We start from the raw sequence: 17,072 nt of genomic DNA, 5'->3' as shown, positions 1-17,072 counted from the left end.
AGTTGACTATTTTAGTTGGTTATAATACGCCCATCATCGAGGCTCTACAAGGTTCGACACAGGCACCATACCTGGACAGTCGCTGCGCCGTTGCGCAAAAGCAGTTGCGCGATTTCCGCGACGGTACTTCCGGTAGTGACGACATCATCCACAATAACCATATGGAGACCCTGTACCGGCAATTCAAGGCGAAACGCGTTTTTCAAATTGCGTTTACGTAACCTGGCGCTGAGATGATGTTGTGTTGCGGTCGCCCGTACCCGCGTGATGGTCTGGCTGTCCCATGCGCAGCCAAGCCAGCGCGCTAACGGTTGACATAACAGATCGCTTTGGTTAAATCCCCGCCGCCAGTGTCGGCGCGACCAGAGCGGAACGCTGACGATTCTGTCGGGAAGCTGCAAGCCAGTGCTGCGGCGCGCCATGAGGACTTCCTGCAACAGTAGACGCGCCAGTGCGGCGGCAATTTCGCTGCGGCGGGTAAATTTAAGCTGATGCACCAGTAAACTCAAGGGCGGTGTATAGTCACTGACGCTCACCAGACGCTGCCAGGGCGGAGGTTTTTGCAGGCAGCGACCGCAGGGGAGCGAAGGATGCGCGGCAGGTAATCCGCATTGCGGACACAGGCTGACGCGCTGACGAACAGCGCGCGCGCATACGGAACAAATCCCCCAGTGGCTTAACGCCAACGGCATTCGGCATAGCCAGCATAATCCCGGTACTGTTAGCATAGGTGCATCCTTGTTAGACAAAAGAGAACAGTAACTGATGAATGACATCTGGTGGCAGACCTACGGCGAGGGAAATTGTCATCTTGTGCTGCTGCACGGATGGGGATTGAACGCGGAGGTATGGCATTGCATTCGCGAGGAACTCGGCTCGCATTTTACGCTGCATCTGGTCGACTTGCCGGGCTATGGTCGCAGCTCGGGGTTTGGCGCCATGACGCTTGAAGAGATGACGGCGCAGGTAGCGAAAAACGCGCCGGACCAGGCTATCTGGCTTGGCTGGAGCCTGGGTGGCCTGGTGGCGAGTCAGATGGCGCTCACCCACCCTGAACGCGTCCAGGCGCTGGTGACTGTCGCCTCTTCGCCATGCTTTAGCACGCGTGAGGGGTGGCCGGGAATAAAACCAGAAATCCTCGGCGGATTCCAGCAGCAGCTTAGCGACGATTTTCAGCGCACGGTGGAGCGTTTTCTGGCGCTGCAAACGTTAGGGACGGAGACGGCGCGTCAGGATGCCCGCACCTTAAAAAGCGTGGTGCTGGCGCAGCCTATGCCGGATGTAGAGGTGCTCAATGGCGGACTGGAAATCTTAAAAACGGTCGATCTACGAGAAGCGCTTAAAAATGTGAACATGCCGTTTTTGCGTTTGTATGGTTATCTGGACGGTCTGGTGCCGCGTAAAATCGTGCCTTTGCTCGATACGTTATGGCCGCACAGTACATCACAGATAATGGCGAAGGCGGCCCATGCGCCGTTTATCTCGCATCCGGCGGCGTTTTGTCAGGCGCTGATGACGCTAAAATCATCGCTGTAACCAGGGCGTTGCCGGGCCCGGACCATTCTGCCAGATTAATGGCTTTCAGACGCCAGATCGGCAGGCGCCAGCCCGGTAACCCTAAGCACGGTATCGCGATCGAAACCATCGTTTAGCATGGAGCGGGCAATGCGCAATGCGGCGAGCCGTTGGCCTTCCTGTTTGCCTTGTTGTAGCCCTTTCTGTAACCCGTTACGATGTCCTTCCTGACGTAATCTGTCTGCGATAGTCATGATCTTCTCCTTATGCTGTGGGATACGCATAGCCACCTGGCGGATAAACGTATTGAAGCGCGCGGCGTCGCCAGTGTGCATCATGTAATTAAACAGACTTTGAAGCTGGGTGTCATTAGCGTATCCCTTAACCAGCAGGGCGACCAGCTGTTCGACAAGCCCCATCAGATCACGCTGGCGGATGTGTTTTTGTATGAGTTCCAGCAGCGCGACCCGTCGGTGCCGCATAATCTCGTCGTCCGGCACGACCGTAATATCGACCAGAGGAAAGGCGGTGGCGTATAGCTTACGCGCCATCACCGGGTCGGCAAATTCATCCAGCCAGCATAATGAGAACGGATACGGGCTGCGGTTTCCGTGATAAAACAGCATTGGCACCACTAACGGCAACGTCTTATGCCCGGCCTCCAGGTGCCGTTGCATTGCAGCCATTGCGTAACGCATCAGCCGAAATGCCATATGCGCGTCCGGCGTACTCTGATGTTCAATAACCACGTAAATGTAACCTTCACCTTCACTTGTTTCCAGCGACCAAAGAATATCGGAATAATGGGGGCGTAAATCCTCTTCAATAAAGCTACCGGACTCCAGCCGTAACGTATTCAGATTACAGATTTGACGTAATGTCGTCGGGAGATGAATTTCCAAAAAATCCCGTGCAGTATCGGGGTGGCATAGAAACTGTTTGAATACCGCGTCATGCGGCGTGGATGTTGTTGAGGTCGCCATATCGATCCGTCATCGGTGAAGTTCAATGGCGTGACACTACGCGCAGACCGGGCTGATTGCAGTAGAGGATTAGTGCGCTTGCGAGGTGCGTGGGGAGATAAATGCGCACGGCGGTAACGCTTTCATCTTTGTGGAAGGCATGACGCAAAATTGCCCGGCAGCGTGACGCGTACCGGGCAACATAACGCGGGATAAAGGCCGGATAAGACGCGTTACGTCGCTACCCGGCGAAGGCTAACGCAAGGTCCACCATTCGCGCAGGCAGGCTTTACCTTCCGGACAACTTTTACAGCTGCCTGAAAGGCAGCCGTCCGGTTCTTCCGGGATACGTACCGCTTTACCCATGATCTCCAGTTGATTCAGCATGGCGTCGATCATGGGCTGCGGAGCGTGCAGCGTATGGCTGATCTGCGTTGCCTCCATACGCCCCCGTAGCGCCAGTAGATCGCGAACCTGTATCAATGAAGCCATTTTTTACATCCCTTAGTGACAATTGCCCGCAGTGCCCGAACAACAGGAACTTACGTTTTTGCGGGTTGCCAGCAGTTCAATGTCTACACGGCTGCGGGCGCGGCGTAACAGGCTTAACACCACAACGTTAAAGACGATCACTGCCAGAATACAGATCAGGCTGTACGTCGGGTGCTGACTGAAGCTGGTAACCTGGTAGAACAGCGTGGCGAGCGAATAGGCGATATTCAGCCCCCACAGGATGGAGAAGCCCATCCAGCCGCGGCTGGACTCGCGGGCGATAGCGCCCATTACCGAGATACACGGTACGTAAAGCAGGACGAAAATCAGGTAACTGTACGCCGCCGCGGCGCTGCCGAATTTTTGATCCATCACGCCCATCGCGCCGGTCGCCATTTCGCCGTCGCCTTTACTCGCTTCGATCGGGTTAGCCAGTACGCTCAGGCTAAAGGTGTCTTTCAGGCTTTGCCAGGTATCGTCAACCGCGCCCAGCAGTTCATCGCCGAGGTGGAAGTCGGCAGGATTAAACGCTTCGTCCTGAATATTTTCGGCGGTGTAGAGCGTGTTCAGCGTACCGACGACAACTTCTTTCGCCATGGCGCCCGTAAACAGACCCACGGTCGCTTGCCAGTTATCCTCATGGACGCCGATCGGTTTAAAGACTGGTGTGATGACCCGGCTTACAGAGGCGAGGGCGGAGTCATTAATGTTATCGACGATTTTGCCGCTCAGCGAGAAACTGTTAAACGCGCTCAGGAAAATACTCACGATGATAATGACTTTACCGGCGCGTAGTACAAAACCTTTCAGGCGTTGCCAGGTCTGGATGATCAGGCTCTTGATATGCGGTACGTGGTAAACCGGCAGCTCCATCACAAACGGAGAGGCTTCGCCGCGCATAATGGTATGTTTCAGCATCAGGCCGGTTAATACCGCCATGACAATACCCAGCACGTATAGCGAGAAGACCGCCAGCGCGCCGTTTTGCCCGAAGAAGGCGGCGGCAAAGACGGCGAAAATCGCCAGGCGCGCGCCACAGGACATAAACGGCGCCATCATGATGGTCATCAGGCGTTCGCGCGGAGCGTCAAGCGTGCGGGCGCCCATCACGGAAGGTACGTTACAGCCGAAGCCGACAATCAGTGGCACGAAGGATTTACCCGGTAGTCCCAGCGCCTGCATCAGGCGATCCATGACGAAGGCCGCGCGCGCCATATAACCGGAGTCTTCAAGGAAGGAGAGGAACAGGTACATCATCCCGATTTGCGGCACCAGCGGCAGGACGGTATTGATCCCGCCGCCAAGACCTTGCGCCAGGAAGATGGTTAACCAATCCGGGAAGTGCAGCGTGTAGCCAATCCATTGAATGCCATGAATAAAGATGGCGACGGAACCGGCATCAAACAGGGGTTGCAACGCGCCGCCGATGTTAATGGCGAGCAGGAACATCAGGTACATCACGAACAAAAAAATCGGTAAGCCGAGGAAGCGGTTCAGGATAATTTTATCGACCGCCCTGGTGAAGCGGCTGGGTTCGGCTGTCAGGGTATTGCTGACCACGTCGCAAATAGCGGCGATACACTGATAACGGGCGTCGGCGATATGCAGCGCCGGGTCGTCCATTTCATCCTTCAGACGGGCCAGGGAGGTGTCCAGGTTTTGCGCCGCCTCGCCTGCGTAAGCCCGGCTGTAGATATCGCCCTCCAGCATTTGCAGACCCAGCCAGCGGCGCTGTTGTAAAGGCATCTCCTGGGCCATCGCGTCGGCCAGGAAACCTGCTTCGCGCAGCAGCGGCTGGGCATAATGCACCAGTTCGACGTTGTCGTTAGCGTTGTGACGGTCAATGGCCAGTTTCAGCGCCTCGATACCGCGGCCGCGAGTCGATACCAGCGGTACGACAGGGCAACCCAGACGCGTGGACAGAGCGTCGACATCAATACGAACCTGCTGTTTTTCGGCGATATCCAGCATGTTGAGCGCGACAATACAGGGGATACCCAGCTCCAGCAGTTGCAGCGTCAAATAGAGGTTGCGCTCCAGATTGGAGGCGTCCACAACGTTTATCAACAGGTCGGCGTCGCCGCTCAGGATGTAGTGGCAGGCGATCTGTTCGTCGAGAGAGGTTTGTGACGAGATGGTCGTCAGAGAATAGGTGCCGGGTAAATCTACCAGCGTGACCTGGTGGTCAGTTGTCGCGAACTGGCCCTCTTTACGCTCGACGGTGACGCCCGCCCAGTTCCCCACGCGCTGACGCGCGCCGGTGAGTTGGTTAAATAAGGTGGTCTTGCCGGAATTAGGATTACCAATTAAACCAATGGTTAATTTTTTCATTTTTATAGACTCACTGTATTAACAGGAAACCGCTTCCACTTCTATTAACGCCAAATCCTTTTTACGCAAAACCAGACTCACGCGTCGTGTTTCGATATGGATCGGATCGCCTAAGGGCGCGACGCGGACGACATTAAATGAAGAGCCGGGCAACATGCCGAGCGAAAGCAGTTTTTGACGATACGCCGGGCTGATTTCACGCGCAAAGCCGGTGATTTTCCACGCAGTGTCAGGAGTGAATTGCATACGACCTACTTGTTTCTTACTAACTGGATGTATACCTCATGCGGCGCTCAGGGGGGCGGCAGGAGACCCGATGTTTAGCCAACGAAGGAAAGAGTAAATAATCAACAACACAATGATAATGAGAATGGTTTCTATCTTCAACGATTAAAATGTGACGGAATGTACAAATAAGCGATAATTTGCGCCGATGTTGATATGGCTCAACATTTATTTGTCTTTTTGCAAATACCCCTAATGTGCAAATATTCACCGTTTTTAATGTTTAATTAAGGTTTCATCTGTTAATAAAGTGATAATTAATAGTGCGGATAGCAGAAGGAAATTAATTAACAGATTCTAATGGGTAAGATTTAATTGTTAATTAAAAAAGAAAGGGTTGGACGTATTGCAAAATCGCAGGCCGGATAAGAAGTAACCCGGCCTGCGTATTACCCGATTAGCGTTTTTTCCCCATTGCCGCTGCCAGCGCGTCCATCATGGCGCTGTTACCGGCTGGCTGGGCGTCACGACCGCGCGGTTTCGCCGCTTTTGACGCCGGGCGGTTGCCCTGAGCGCGATCGGCGCCGCCGCCGCGGCGAGCGGCGGTTTCGCCGGGCTGTTCGTCCAGACGCATCGTCAGCGCAATACGCTTACGTTGCAGATCCACTTCCAGCACTTTCACCTTCACGATGTCGCCCGCTTTTACCACGGTGTGTGGATCGTCGACGAACTTAGTCGACAGGGAAGAGATGTGGACCAGGCCATCCTGATGAACGCCGATATCGACAAACGCGCCGAAGTTAGTGACGTTAGTGACCGCCCCTTCCAGAATCATCCCCGGCAGCAGGTCGTTCATGGTTTCGACGCCATCGGCGAATTGCGCGGTTTTAAATTCAGGACGCGGGTCGCGGCCCGGTTTTTCCAGCTCTTTGATGATATCGCTCACGGTCGGCACGCCGAATTTATCGTCGGTAAAATCAGCGGCCTTGAGGTGACGCAATTCGTTGCTGTTGCCCATCAGATCTTTTAGCGCTTGCTGCGTCGCCGCCAGAATGCGTTCGACAACCGGATAGGCTTCCGGGTGGACGGTGGAGGCATCCAGCGGGTTATCGCCGTGGTTAATACGCAGGAAGCCCGCGCACTGCTCAAACGCTTTCGGCCCCAGACGGCTCACCTTCAACAGTTGCTGGCGATTCTGGAACTGACCGTTCTCATCACGCCAGGCGACGATGTTTTGCGCCATCATGCGCGTTAGGCCCGCGACGCGGGTCAGCAGCGGCACGGAGGCGGTATTCAAATCGACGCCGACGGCGTTTACGCAGTCTTCGACCACCGCATCCAGCTTACGCGCCAGCTGCGTCTGGCTGACATCGTGTTGATATTGGCCGACGCCGATCGATTTCGGATCGATTTTCACCAGTTCCGCCAGCGGATCCTGTAGACGACGCGCGATAGAGACCGCGCCGCGCAGGGAGACGTCGAGATCCGGAAACTCCTGCGCCGCCAGCTCAGAAGCGGAATACACGGACGCCCCCGCTTCGCTGACGATCACTTTCTGCGCCGTCACGTTCGGGAACTGTTTCTGTACGTCGAGATAGAAGCGTTCGGTTTCACGCGAGGCCGTACCGTTGCCAATCGCGACCAGTTCGACGTGGTATTTTTCGCACAGCGCGGCGATCACGGTAGCCGCTTTGGCCGCCTGACCGGTATGCGGATAAATGGTATCCGTCGCCACCAGCTTGCCGGTGCCGTCAACGACAGCGACTTTTACGCCGGTACGCAGGCCAGGATCAAGGCCCATCGTGGCGCGCAGGCCTGCGGGGGCTGCCATCAGCAGGTCGTGCAGGTTACGGGCAAACACGTTAATCGCTTCATCTTCCGCACGTTCGCGCACGGTGCCCATCAGTTCGGTTTCGAGGTGCATTAAGACTTTGATACGCCACGTCCAGCTCACTACGCCTTTGCGCCAGCTATCCGCCGGGGCGTTATTTAGCCGCAGGCCGAGATGGTCCATGATGATTTGCTCGCAGTAGCTTTCTTTCGGCGGCTCATCAAACTGTGGGTCGGCATTGAGCGAAAGTTGCAGAATGCCTTCGTTACGACCACGGAACATGGCCAGCGCACGGTGAGACGGGACGTTAGCAATGGGCTCATGATGGTCGAAATAGTCGCGGAATTTTGCCCCTTCTTCCTCTTTGCCGCTCACGACTGTGGCGACCAGATGGGCGTTCTTCCACAGGTAATCACGCACTTTCGCCAGCAATGCGGCGTCTTCGGCAAAGCGCTCCATCAAAATGTAGCGTGCGCCGTCGAGCGCGGCTTTCGTGTCCGCCACGCCTTTGTCGCCATCAATGTACTTTGCCGCTTCCACGTCAGGATCGTGGGACGGCTCGTTCCAGAGCAGATCGGCCAGCGGCTCAAGGCCGGCTTCAATGGCGATTTGTCCACGGGTGCGGCGTTTAGGTTTATAGGGCAGGTAGAGGTCTTCGAGCTCGGTCTTACTTAACGTAGCGTTGATGGCGCCAGCCAGCTCATCGGTCAGTTTGCCTTGTTCGGAAATGGACTTGAGGATGGCCTGACGCCTGTCTTCCAGCTCACGCAGATAGCCCAGACGCGTTTCCAGGTTACGCAACTGCGTGTCATCCAGACCGCCGGTGATTTCTTTACGATAACGTGCGATAAACGGCACGGTGTTCCCTTCGTCAAGCAGGCGAACGGCAGCTTCAACCTGTCCGGCATTTGCCTGGATTTCACCCGCAATAATGCGGCAGAAAGAATCATTCATCATGGGTTAGCTTCGTCTTCAGGATAAAAATCAGGGGATAGTTATACGGATTGGCTGGCAAAAATGCCAGCCATCAGCGGGGGCTTAGGATTCTTCTTGTCTTATTTGACGTATTCGATCGCATTGACGTACCAGTTTGCTTCGCCGACAGGGGTGTTGACCACCGCCAGATCGCCCACTTCTTTTTTCAGTAGCGCCCGCGCCATCGGCGAGTCGATAGAGATGTAATCCTTACGTCCGAAAATTTCATCGTAGCCGACAATGCGGAACTTCAGCGTATCGCCGTCATCATTTTCAATTTCCACCCAGGCGCCGAAGAAGACTTTGCCCTCCTGCTGCGGGGAATAATCCACGATTTTGAGATTTTCCATGCATTTGGTCAGATATCTGACGCGTCTGTCGATCTCACGCAGGCGCTTTTTATTATACTGATAGTCGGCATTCTCGCTGCGGTCGCCCAGACTCGCAGCCCAGGTCACTTTTTTGGTGACCTCCGGGCGCTCTTCACGCCAGAGATAATTGAGCTCTTGTTTGAGTGTTTCGTACCCTTCGCGGGTGATCAGGGGCGTTTTCATCTCGTTGATTTACCTTTGCTGTCGATATTGCGCACACGGGGTATAACGTGATCGTCCCGACAGAATAAATAATGGGGTTGCCGATTAATTGTATATTTAAGCTGCTGTTAAATATGCTTTGTAACAATTTAGCCTGAAATTCATACCAGAATTTGCTGGTGACTCACGTGAGCTTTTTTAAGAATACACACTTACATTTGTTGCGAACCTTTGGGAGTACAGACAATGCAAGAGAATTATAAGATTCTGGTGGTTGATGACGATATGCGTCTGCGGGCGCTACTGGAACGTTATCTGACCGAGCAGGGCTTCCAGGTTCGAAGCGTCGCTAACGCCGAGCAGATGGATCGTCTGCTGACCCGTGAATCTTTCCATCTCATGGTACTGGATTTAATGCTGCCAGGTGAAGATGGTCTGTCGATTTGTCGTCGCCTGCGTAGTCAAAGTAATCCAATGCCGATCATTATGGTCACGGCGAAGGGTGAAGAAGTTGACCGTATCGTCGGGCTGGAAATCGGCGCCGATGACTACATTCCTAAACCGTTTAACCCGCGCGAGCTGTTGGCGCGTATTCGCGCCGTGCTACGTCGTCAGGCAAACGAACTGCCCGGCGCGCCGTCGCAGGAAGAGGCCGTTATCGCGTTCGGTAAGTTTAAACTGAACCTCGGTACGCGCGAGATGTTCCGTGAAGATGAACCGATGCCGCTGACCAGCGGGGAGTTTGCGGTACTGAAAGCGTTAGTCAGCCATCCGCGCGAGCCGCTCTCTCGCGACAAGCTGATGAATCTGGCCCGTGGTCGCGAGTATTCCGCGATGGAACGCTCCATCGACGTCCAGATCTCCCGCCTGCGCCGTATGGTGGAAGAAGATCCGGCGCATCCGCGTTATATTCAGACCGTCTGGGGCCTGGGCTACGTCTTCGTACCGGACGGTTCTAAAGCATGAGGCGAATGCGCTTCTCGCCGCGAAGTTCATTTGCCCGCACGCTGTTGCTCATCGTCACCTTGCTGTTCGTCAGCCTGGTGACGACCTACCTGGTGGTGCTGAACTTCGCGATTTTGCCGAGCCTCCAGCAGTTTAATAAGGTTCTGGCTTACGAAGTCCGTATGCTGATGACCGATAAGCTGCAACTGGAGGACGGCACGCAGTTAGTCGTGCCGCCTGCGTTTCGTCGGGAAATCTATCGCGAGCTGGGGATCTCTCTCTACACCAACGAAGCCGCCGAAGAGGCCGGGCTGCGTTGGGCGCAACACTACGAATTCTTAAGCCACCAGATGGCGCAGCAATTAGGCGGCCCGACGGAAGTGCGCGTTGAGGTCAACAAAAGCTCACCCGTCGTGTGGCTCAAAACCTGGCTGTCGCCCAATATCTGGGTGCGCGTGCCGCTGACCGAGATTCATCAGGGAGATTTTTCTCCGCTTTTCCGTTACACGCTGGCGATCATGCTCCTGGCGATAGGCGGCGCGTGGCTGTTTATTCGTATACAGAATCGACCGTTAGTGGATCTTGAACATGCCGCTTTGCAGGTAGGGAAGGGAATTATTCCGCCGCCGCTGCGTGAATATGGCGCCTCTGAGGTGCGCTCTGTGACCCGGGCGTTTAACCATATGGCAGCCGGCGTGAAGCAATTGGCCGATGACCGTACGCTATTGATGGCGGGCGTCAGCCACGACTTGCGCACGCCGCTGACCCGTATTCGTCTGGCGACGGAGATGATGGGCGAGGAAGACGGTTATCTCGCGGAGTCGATCAATAAAGACATCGAAGAGTGTAACGCCATTATCGAACAGTTTATTGACTATCTGCGTACCGGTCAGGAAATGCCAATGGAGATGGCGGATCTCAATTCCGTGCTGGGCGAGGTGATTGCGGCGGAAAGCGGCTATGAGCGTGAGATTAACACTGCGCTTCAGGCAGGCAGTATCCAGGTGAAAATGCACCCGCTCTCAATTAAGCGCGCGGTGGCGAATATGGTGGTCAATGCTGCCCGCTATGGCAACGGCTGGATTAAGGTCAGCAGCGGCACCGAGTCGCATCGCGCCTGGTTCCAGGTAGAAGATGACGGGCCGGGCATTAAGCCGGAGCAGCGTAAACATCTGTTCCAGCCTTTTGTGCGTGGCGACAGCGCCCGTAGCACCAGTGGCACAGGGCTGGGGCTGGCGATTGTGCAGCGCATTATCGATAACCATAACGGGATGCTGGAGATTGGCACCAGCGAGCGTGGCGGATTGTCAATTCGCGCCTGGCTACCGGTTCCTGTGGCTCGCGTCCAGGGGACGACAAAAGAGGCATAAGAAAGGGAGGTATTACCCTCCCTTTCTTCTCAACGCCGGATGACGCCGTTCAAAGCCGCCATCCGGCCTGTTCCTTACAGCTTCGGTCCGGCGCTAACCAGCGCTTCGCCTGCCGGGGTATCCGTATACTTCTCGAAGTTCTCAATGAACAGTTTCGCCAGCGCGGTGGCTTTTTCCTGCCATTGTTCCGGCGACGCGTAGGTGTTACGCGGGTCGAGAATGTGGGTATCCACGCCTGGCAGTTCAGTCGGGATCGCCAGATCGAACAGCGGCAGACGGAAGGTTTCCGCGTTATCAAGAGAACCGTTCAGAATGGCGTCGATAATTGCGCGCGTATCTTTGATGGAGATACGTTTGCCGGTGCCATTCCAGCCGGTGTTAACCAGATAAGCCTGCGCGCCTGCTGCCTGCATACGTTTCACCAGCACCTCAGCATACTGCGTCGGGTGCAGCGTCAGGAACGCGGCGCCGAAGCAGGCGGAGAAGGTGGGGGTCGGTTCGGTGACGCCGCGTTCGGTGCCGGCCAGTTTAGCGGTGAAACCCGACAGGAAGTGGTACTGCGTCTGGTTAGCGGTTAAACGGGAAACCGGCGGCAACACGCCGAAAGCATCCGCCGTCAGGAAGATAACCTTGGTGGCGTGACCTGCTTTGGATACGGGCTTAACGATGTTATCGATATGATAGATCGGGTAAGAGACGCGGGTGTTTTCGGTTTTGGAACCATCATCGAAATCTACGGTGCCGTCTTCGCGCACGGTGACGTTTTCCAGTAGCGCATCACGGCGAATCGCATGATAAATTTCTGGCTCCGCTTCTTTCGACAGTTTGATGGTTTTGGCGTAGCAGCCGCCTTCAAAGTTGAACACGCCGTCGTCATCCCAACCGTGCTCATCATCGCCAATCAGACGACGTTTCGGGTCGGTGGACAGAGTGGTTTTTCCGGTACCGGAAAGGCCGAAGAAGACCGCGACATCGCCTTTTTCACCCACGTTGGCGGAACAGTGCATTGAGGCGATACCTTTGAGCGGCAGCAGGTAGTTCATTACCGAGAACATTCCTTTTTTCATTTCGCCGCCGTACCAGGTGCCGCCAATAAGCTGAATACGTTCAGTCAGGTTGAACGCCACGAAGTTTTCCGAGTTCAGCCCTTGCTCTTTCCACTGCGGGTTGGTGCACTTCGCGCCGTTCATGACAATAAAGTCAGGTTTGAAGCCTACCAGCTCTTCGTCCGTTGGGCGAATGAACATATTTTTAACGAAGTGGGCCTGCCAGGCGACTTCCGTAATAAAGCGCACGGAAAGACGCGTATCGGCATTTGCGCCGCAGAACGCATCAACAATGAATAAGCGTTTACCGGAAAGCTGATGCGTCACCAGACCTTTCAGGTGTTGCCAGGTTTCCTGGGAAAGCGGCTTATTATCGTTTTTACCTTTACCCTTATCGGACCACCACAGCGTATCACGCGTGGTGTCGTCGCGAACAATATACTTATCCTTAGGCGAACGACCGGTAAAAATACCGGTATCAACGGCAACAGCGCCCAGGTTAGTTAACACGCCACGCTCATAGCCTTCCAGACCAGGATTAAGTTCTTCCTGATAAAGGGTGTCGTAGCTGGGATTGTAAACGATATCCTGGACGTCGTTGATACCATAAGCCTTGAGATCTTGCGGGGTTAAATTGTTAACGCGCATATCACTGCTCCTTAGCCAATATATATTACCGAAAATAGTAAGGTTTTTTGAGGTTGGTTAACCGCGACAAGGCTCATAGATTTACGTATCTGGACAAAATCACGATTGACGAAAAACACTGTGACTCCTGTCACGCAGCGGCGGTTATTATGGCAGGAAACCTACTTTTGTTGTGGAAAATGTTCTGAAAACGTTAAAAGGAAGTGTTTTTGACCGACATAATGTGACTGTAATCGCATTCATGTAAGAAAGTTACGTAACACCAACATGAACAATATCGATTCACCTCTCTGCGTTTTTTTCTGAATTATGCATGACGACGCCTGGCGGTGAACAGATGGTGCAATAATGCGGCTTTCTCATCATTCTGGATAACGACATGGAAAGTGTAGCGCTTTCACGTACTACTCGCTGGGGTATGTTGCTCACCGGTTTGCTGCAGGGCGTTTTGTGCTACCTGCTGATGGCCTGGCTGGTACCACAAAATAGCGACTGGCTGTTCTATGGTATGCCTGCGACGATAGCGTTGTCGTCAATGCTATTGCTTACCGTGGTCTCTTTTAAACAGCGCGCGCTGTGGGGCTGGCTGGGGCTGACCTTTGTGGTCGTGCTGGCAATGAGCGGCTGGCTGAAATGGCAGGTTGAGACGGTGGAGAAATGGCGCCTGGCCGAGCTCCTCTGGCTGTATGGTCTCCGGCTTGTGTTGATGGCGATGCTGGTCTTACCCTGGATGCAATATCAGCTACATTCGCAAACCGGTTCGGCGCGTTATCCCCAGTTTTATCTGCGGTTATGGCATAACGTACTGATATTGTTTATCGTCCTGGTCGCCAACGGACTGTTCTGGCTGGTGCTTCTGCTCTGGAGCGCGCTATTCAGGCTGGTGGGCATCCGCTTTTTCAGCACCCTTTTCTTTGAAACTGAAGCCTTTATTTATGTGACCATCGGCCTGATTACGGCGCTGGCGGTCATTCTCGCCCGCACGCAGTCGCGCCTTGTGGCGGCGGTGCAAAAGCTGCTGACGCTGATCGCGACGGGTTTACTGCCGGTGGTGTCGCTGCTGGCATTGCTGTTTATTGTGACGTTACCCTTTACCGGACTGGAGGCGATTTCTGCGCGTGTTTCCGCTGCGGGGCTGCTATCCACGCTGACGCTGATGCTGCTGCTCCTCGTGGCGATTGTCAACGAACCGCAAAAGCGCGTATTACCCTATCCGCGCGTACTACGCGGCATGATTAGCGCCTCGCTGTGCGTTGCCCCGATATATATGCTGCTGGCGGGCTGGGCGTTATGGGTACGCATTCAGCAATACGGCTGGACGCCGGATCGTCTGTATGGCGCGCTGACGGCGTCTGTCTTGCTGGTATGGTCCTTCGGTTATCTGATCGGTCTGTTACGCCGCGGACGCGACCCTGGTGAGTGGCAAGGCAAGGTGATACTGAGCGTCTCTTTGTTGACGCTGGTGATATTGCTGTTGCTGGCCTCGCCTGTACTTGATGTCTGGCGTATTAGCGTCAACAGCCATATGGCGCGTTACCATAGCGGTAAAATTACTGCGGATCAGATCAGCCTGTATATGCTGGATCACAGCGGCAAACCTGGCCAGGAAGCGCTGAAATCGTTGCGGGATGACGAGGCGTTTACGCAGAACAGAAAGCGCAATCGTAAACTGATGACGTTTTTGCAGAGAAATAAGGTCTCTCCGACGGCGGACGATTTAGCGCGGGTGGTGATGATTGCGCCCGGTAGCCAGAAGCCGGATGCCGCATTTTGGGCGTTTGTCAAAGAGCAGAGTTATTCGGACGATTCCTGCCTTGAACCGGATGCCTGCGTGCTGGTGAGTCAGGATCTTAACGGCGACGGTCAGCCTGAGCAGGTGCTGTATAACTTTATTGTTGCCGAGAGCCAGGTCTACGGCTTAAAAGAGGGGAAATGGACGCAGAAAGCGTTCGCCCGACTGCCGGACGGGTTTTCTAAGACGCAACTGTTGCACGCGATTGCCGGGCATCGGTTAGACTCAGCTCCCAAAGCCTGGCGCGATATCATTGTTGATGGTCAGCGGTTGGATGTGGATTACTACAACGAGTAAGCTTTTTGCCGGATGGCGGCATAAATGCCTTATCCGGCCTACGGAGCGGGATGCTGTAGGCCAGATAAGCGCAGCGCCATCAGGCAATGATGTTGTCGACTGAAAGGCGATTAATGAACCTGTGGATCGGCAGGAGAGGCGTTGTTACGGATCTCCGCGATATCCATCGCATTGAACAGGTAATGATTGCCGCAGTAATCGCAGTGCATATCGATTTCGCCTTCTTCCGCCAGAATGCTGTCCACTTCTTCATCCGGCAATGTTTTCAGCGCGCCCGCGCAACGTTCGCGTGAACAGGTGCATTTGAATTCAACATCTTGCGGATCGTAGAGCGTGACTTCTTCTTCGTGATACAAACGCCACAGCACGTCATTTGCCGGTAACGTCAGCAGCTCTTCGCTTTTAATGGTTTCCGTCAACATAGCCAGATGGTCGAAATCCTCCGCCTGCGCGTTCTGTGCCGGCATCACCTGGAGCAACATTCCACCTGCCGCCGGTTTACCGTCGACATCGCCGGTACGGATAAACAGGCGCGTCGGCAACTGCTCGGAGCGCAGGAAGTAATCTTCCAGGCACGCCGCCAGAGTATCGCCTTCCAGACCCACCACGCCCTGATAGCGCTCACCCTCTTCCGGCGTAATGGTGATCACCAGATAGCCGTTGCCAACCAGCGTTTTGAGATCCGCATTGTCAGGGATGTCGCCCTGAACGCGAGCCACGCCGCGCATCTGCTGCTGATTATTGCCATTGATCACCGCCAGGCTTAATGGCCCGTCGCCCTGGAGCTGTACCGTAATGTCACCGGCAAACTTCAGCGTTGCGGTCAGCAGGCTAGTGGCGACCAGCAGTTCGGCCAGCACGGTTTTCACCGGCTGCGGGTAGGTATGATTGTCGAGGATCTGTTGCAAGGTTTCCGAAACGGTCACCAGCTCGCCGCGAACGGCAAAGTTTTCAAACAGATAACGATGTAATTGGTCATGTTGCGGCATAATCATCTCTCTTGCGGGTGACAGTTATTCGCTGTCGCCGTGTTTAAATCGTAACAGGTCGCGGCGCTCTTTCTTGTCCGGTCGCCTGTCCGGATGCGGCATGGTCAGGGCGTTAAGCTTGCGTGCCTGCGCCATTTTTTCGCGTTTTTCCACGCTTTCCGCCGTCTCTTCATACAGAGCGACGGCTTCGCTGGCCGGACGGCGCTGTTCGGTGATGGCTTTAACGATCACCGTCCGTTCGTCATTTCCCTGACGCAGGGTAAGGGTTGCGTTCAGCTCGACGATTTTGCTCGGCTTACTGCGCTGGCCGTTGTAATGCACCTTACCGCCTTCAATCATCTCGCGGGCCATCGCGCGGGTTTTATAAAAACGCGCGGCCCACAGCCATTTATCCAGTCTGACCTCAACGGAGGACTTTTCTTTCATGGCGTCTCCTTCACATCAGCGAGGGGATCAGACGGCGGTAGTCGTTCAGGGACGGATGGCGCGTATAGTGCTTTTCCGCCAGGCCGGAATCGGGATTCGTCACGCCAAGACAGTAGCGAATACCAAACCGGGCGGCGGCGTCGAGAATCGGTTCGCTGTCATCGATAAACAGCGTTTTCTCTGCGCTTATTCCCGTTTCCTCAGTGACAGCGCGCCATAACCGCTGATCCTCTTTGGGATAACCAAATGTGTGGGTGGAAAGTAATAAATCAAGGTGTGAGGCCAGACCGGTATGCTCCAGCTTCACCGCCAGGTTATGTGGATGCGCATTGGTGAGCAGAATCCGACGTTTTCCTCTGGCTTTTAACGCATTCAGAAACGGTACGGTATCGTCGCGCAAAACGGCGCGCGGCCCTTGCGCCGTCGTCATGGCGCAAATATCCAGACCCAGACGCTCGCTCCAGTAATCCAGACAGTACCAGTTTAGCGTATGCTGTACGGCATGATACTGCTGACGAATATATTCCTGCGCGTCCTGCGGCGAAATACCCTGCTGCGCGCCGTAGGTTTCCGGTACCAGCTTTTGCCAGAAATAGTTATCGAACGCGAGATCGAGCAGCGTGCCGTCCATATCCAGCAAAACGGTATCCACGTTTTGCCAGTCAATATCAATATGCATGGGGAACTCCAGGGTA

15 protein-coding genes are annotated in these 17,072 nt (G+C 54.7%); 4 read left to right on the top strand and 11 right to left on the bottom strand.

All coding sequences use genetic code 11. The features are described from left to right. Positions 1-44: 44 nt before the first annotated feature. A complete protein-coding gene (gntX, locus tag ACLJQJ_RS18290) occupies positions 45-728 on the bottom strand; it encodes a DNA utilization protein GntX (protein WP_000958733.1) in 684 nt (227 codons plus the stop codon). A gap of 37 nt (positions 729-765) precedes the next feature. Between gntX and bioH the strand changes: the two genes are divergently transcribed. Then, positions 766-1,536 (top strand): pimeloyl-ACP methyl ester esterase BioH, encoded by a 771-nt coding sequence (gene bioH, locus ACLJQJ_RS18285; RefSeq protein ID WP_063808797.1) that lies wholly within the window; start codon positions 766-768, stop codon positions 1,534-1,536. 35 nt (positions 1,537-1,571) lie between these two features. On the opposite strand, the gene ACLJQJ_RS18280 is transcribed toward bioH, so the two are convergent. The 6 genes from ACLJQJ_RS18280 to greB all read right to left on the bottom strand — a co-directional run bounded on the left by ACLJQJ_RS18280 (position 1,572) and on the right by greB (position 8,885). Then, positions 1,572-2,498 (bottom strand): Rpn family recombination-promoting nuclease/putative transposase, encoded by a 927-nt coding sequence (locus tag ACLJQJ_RS18280; protein WP_000235954.1) that lies wholly within the window; start codon positions 2,496-2,498, stop codon positions 1,572-1,574. 234 nt (positions 2,499-2,732) lie between these two features. Beyond that, positions 2,733-2,969: a [Fe-S]-dependent transcriptional repressor FeoC gene (feoC, locus tag ACLJQJ_RS18275; RefSeq protein WP_000157590.1), complete on the bottom strand. Its 237-nt coding sequence runs from the start codon at positions 2,967-2,969 to the stop codon at positions 2,733-2,735. A gap of 12 nt (positions 2,970-2,981) precedes the next feature. Beyond that, positions 2,982-5,300, bottom strand: coding sequence for a Fe(2+) transporter permease subunit FeoB (gene feoB / locus ACLJQJ_RS18270; protein WP_000736983.1), 2,319 nt, complete (start codon positions 5,298-5,300; stop codon positions 2,982-2,984). An 18-nt stretch (positions 5,301-5,318) separates the two neighbouring features. After that, on the bottom strand, positions 5,319-5,546 hold the full coding sequence (feoA, locus tag ACLJQJ_RS18265; protein WP_001160955.1) for a ferrous iron transporter A: 228 nt from the start codon (positions 5,544-5,546) through the stop codon (positions 5,319-5,321). A gap of 436 nt (positions 5,547-5,982) precedes the next feature. Beyond that, positions 5,983-8,313 carry a Tex family protein gene (locus ACLJQJ_RS18260; RefSeq protein WP_000980662.1) on the bottom strand — a complete coding sequence of 777 codons (2,331 nt, stop codon included), beginning with the start codon at positions 8,311-8,313 and terminating at the stop codon, positions 5,983-5,985. A 98-nt stretch (positions 8,314-8,411) separates the two neighbouring features. After that, positions 8,412-8,885: a transcription elongation factor GreB gene (greB, locus tag ACLJQJ_RS18255; RefSeq protein WP_000856695.1), complete on the bottom strand. Its 474-nt coding sequence runs from the start codon at positions 8,883-8,885 to the stop codon at positions 8,412-8,414. A gap of 225 nt (positions 8,886-9,110) precedes the next feature. Between greB and ompR the strand changes: the two genes are divergently transcribed. Continuing rightward, a complete protein-coding gene (gene ompR, locus ACLJQJ_RS18250) occupies positions 9,111-9,830 on the top strand; it encodes a two-component system response regulator OmpR (protein WP_001157751.1) in 720 nt (239 codons plus the stop codon). Beyond that, complete coding sequence (gene envZ / locus ACLJQJ_RS18245; protein ID WP_001253818.1) at positions 9,827-11,179, top strand: two-component system sensor histidine kinase EnvZ; 1,353 nt, start codon at positions 9,827-9,829, stop codon at positions 11,177-11,179. The genes ompR and envZ overlap by 4 nt, the downstream gene beginning before the upstream one ends. 74 nt (positions 11,180-11,253) lie before the next feature. On the opposite strand, the gene pckA is transcribed toward envZ, so the two are convergent. Continuing rightward, positions 11,254-12,873 (bottom strand): phosphoenolpyruvate carboxykinase (ATP), encoded by a 1,620-nt coding sequence (gene pckA, locus ACLJQJ_RS18240; RefSeq protein ID WP_001265689.1) that lies wholly within the window; start codon positions 12,871-12,873, stop codon positions 11,254-11,256. 379 nt (positions 12,874-13,252) lie between these two features. Here pckA and ACLJQJ_RS18235 point away from each other — a divergent pair, with 379 nt between their 5' ends. Then, positions 13,253-14,962: a DUF4153 domain-containing protein gene (locus tag ACLJQJ_RS18235; RefSeq protein ID WP_063808798.1), complete on the top strand. Its 1,710-nt coding sequence runs from the start codon at positions 13,253-13,255 to the stop codon at positions 14,960-14,962. 110 nt (positions 14,963-15,072) lie between these two features. Here the strand turns inward: ACLJQJ_RS18235 and hslO are convergent, their stop codons facing one another. Genes hslO through yrfG form a run of 3 tightly spaced genes read right to left on the bottom strand, consistent with a single transcriptional unit; the run spans position 15,073 to position 17,056 of the window. Continuing rightward, positions 15,073-15,951, bottom strand: coding sequence for an Hsp33 family molecular chaperone HslO (hslO, locus tag ACLJQJ_RS18230; RefSeq protein ID WP_001135571.1), 879 nt, complete (start codon positions 15,949-15,951; stop codon positions 15,073-15,075). 24 nt (positions 15,952-15,975) lie between these two features. Beyond that, positions 15,976-16,377, bottom strand: a complete 402-nt coding sequence (gene hslR, locus ACLJQJ_RS18225) for a ribosome-associated heat shock protein Hsp15 (protein WP_000660723.1) — start codon at positions 16,375-16,377, stop codon at positions 15,976-15,978. 10 nt (positions 16,378-16,387) lie between these two features. Continuing rightward, entirely contained in the window at positions 16,388-17,056 is a 669-nt protein-coding gene (yrfG, locus tag ACLJQJ_RS18220; RefSeq protein ID WP_045342397.1) for a GMP/IMP nucleotidase, read from the bottom strand. Positions 17,057-17,072 lie beyond the last annotated feature (16 nt).

Origin of the sequence: Salmonella sp. SAL04202, assembly GCF_046550775.1 — a bacterium.
GTDB lineage: Bacteria > Pseudomonadota > Gammaproteobacteria > Enterobacterales > Enterobacteriaceae > Salmonella > Salmonella enterica.
This window is presented reverse-complemented; position numbering and strand designations above follow the sequence as displayed.

Bases quoted from the DNA above. Each gene is read 5' to 3' on its own strand.
- gntX (WP_000958733.1), bottom strand. From the start codon at position 728: ATGCTAACAGTACCGGGATTATGCTGGCTATGCCGAATGCCGTTGGCG.
- bioH (WP_063808797.1), top strand. From the start codon at position 766: ATGAATGACATCTGGTGGCAGACCTACGGCGAGGGAAATTGTCATCTT.
- ACLJQJ_RS18280 (WP_000235954.1), bottom strand. From the start codon at position 2,498: ATGGCGACCTCAACAACATCCACGCCGCATGACGCGGTATTCAAACAG.
- feoC (WP_000157590.1), bottom strand. From the start codon at position 2,969: ATGGCTTCATTGATACAGGTTCGCGATCTACTGGCGCTACGGGGGCGT.
- feoB (WP_000736983.1), bottom strand. From the start codon at position 5,300: ATGAAAAAATTAACCATTGGTTTAATTGGTAATCCTAATTCCGGCAAG.
- feoA (WP_001160955.1), bottom strand. From the start codon at position 5,546: ATGCAATTCACTCCTGACACTGCGTGGAAAATCACCGGCTTTGCGCGT.
- ACLJQJ_RS18260 (WP_000980662.1), bottom strand. From the start codon at position 8,313: ATGATGAATGATTCTTTCTGCCGCATTATTGCGGGTGAAATCCAGGCA.
- greB (WP_000856695.1), bottom strand. From the start codon at position 8,885: ATGAAAACGCCCCTGATCACCCGCGAAGGGTACGAAACACTCAAACAA.
- ompR (WP_001157751.1), top strand. From the start codon at position 9,111: ATGCAAGAGAATTATAAGATTCTGGTGGTTGATGACGATATGCGTCTG.
- envZ (WP_001253818.1), top strand. From the start codon at position 9,827: ATGAGGCGAATGCGCTTCTCGCCGCGAAGTTCATTTGCCCGCACGCTG.
- pckA (WP_001265689.1), bottom strand. From the start codon at position 12,873: ATGCGCGTTAACAATTTAACCCCGCAAGATCTCAAGGCTTATGGTATC.
- ACLJQJ_RS18235 (WP_063808798.1), top strand. From the start codon at position 13,253: ATGGAAAGTGTAGCGCTTTCACGTACTACTCGCTGGGGTATGTTGCTC.
- hslO (WP_001135571.1), bottom strand. From the start codon at position 15,951: ATGCCGCAACATGACCAATTACATCGTTATCTGTTTGAAAACTTTGCC.
- hslR (WP_000660723.1), bottom strand. From the start codon at position 16,377: ATGAAAGAAAAGTCCTCCGTTGAGGTCAGACTGGATAAATGGCTGTGG.
- yrfG (WP_045342397.1), bottom strand. From the start codon at position 17,056: ATGCATATTGATATTGACTGGCAAAACGTGGATACCGTTTTGCTGGAT.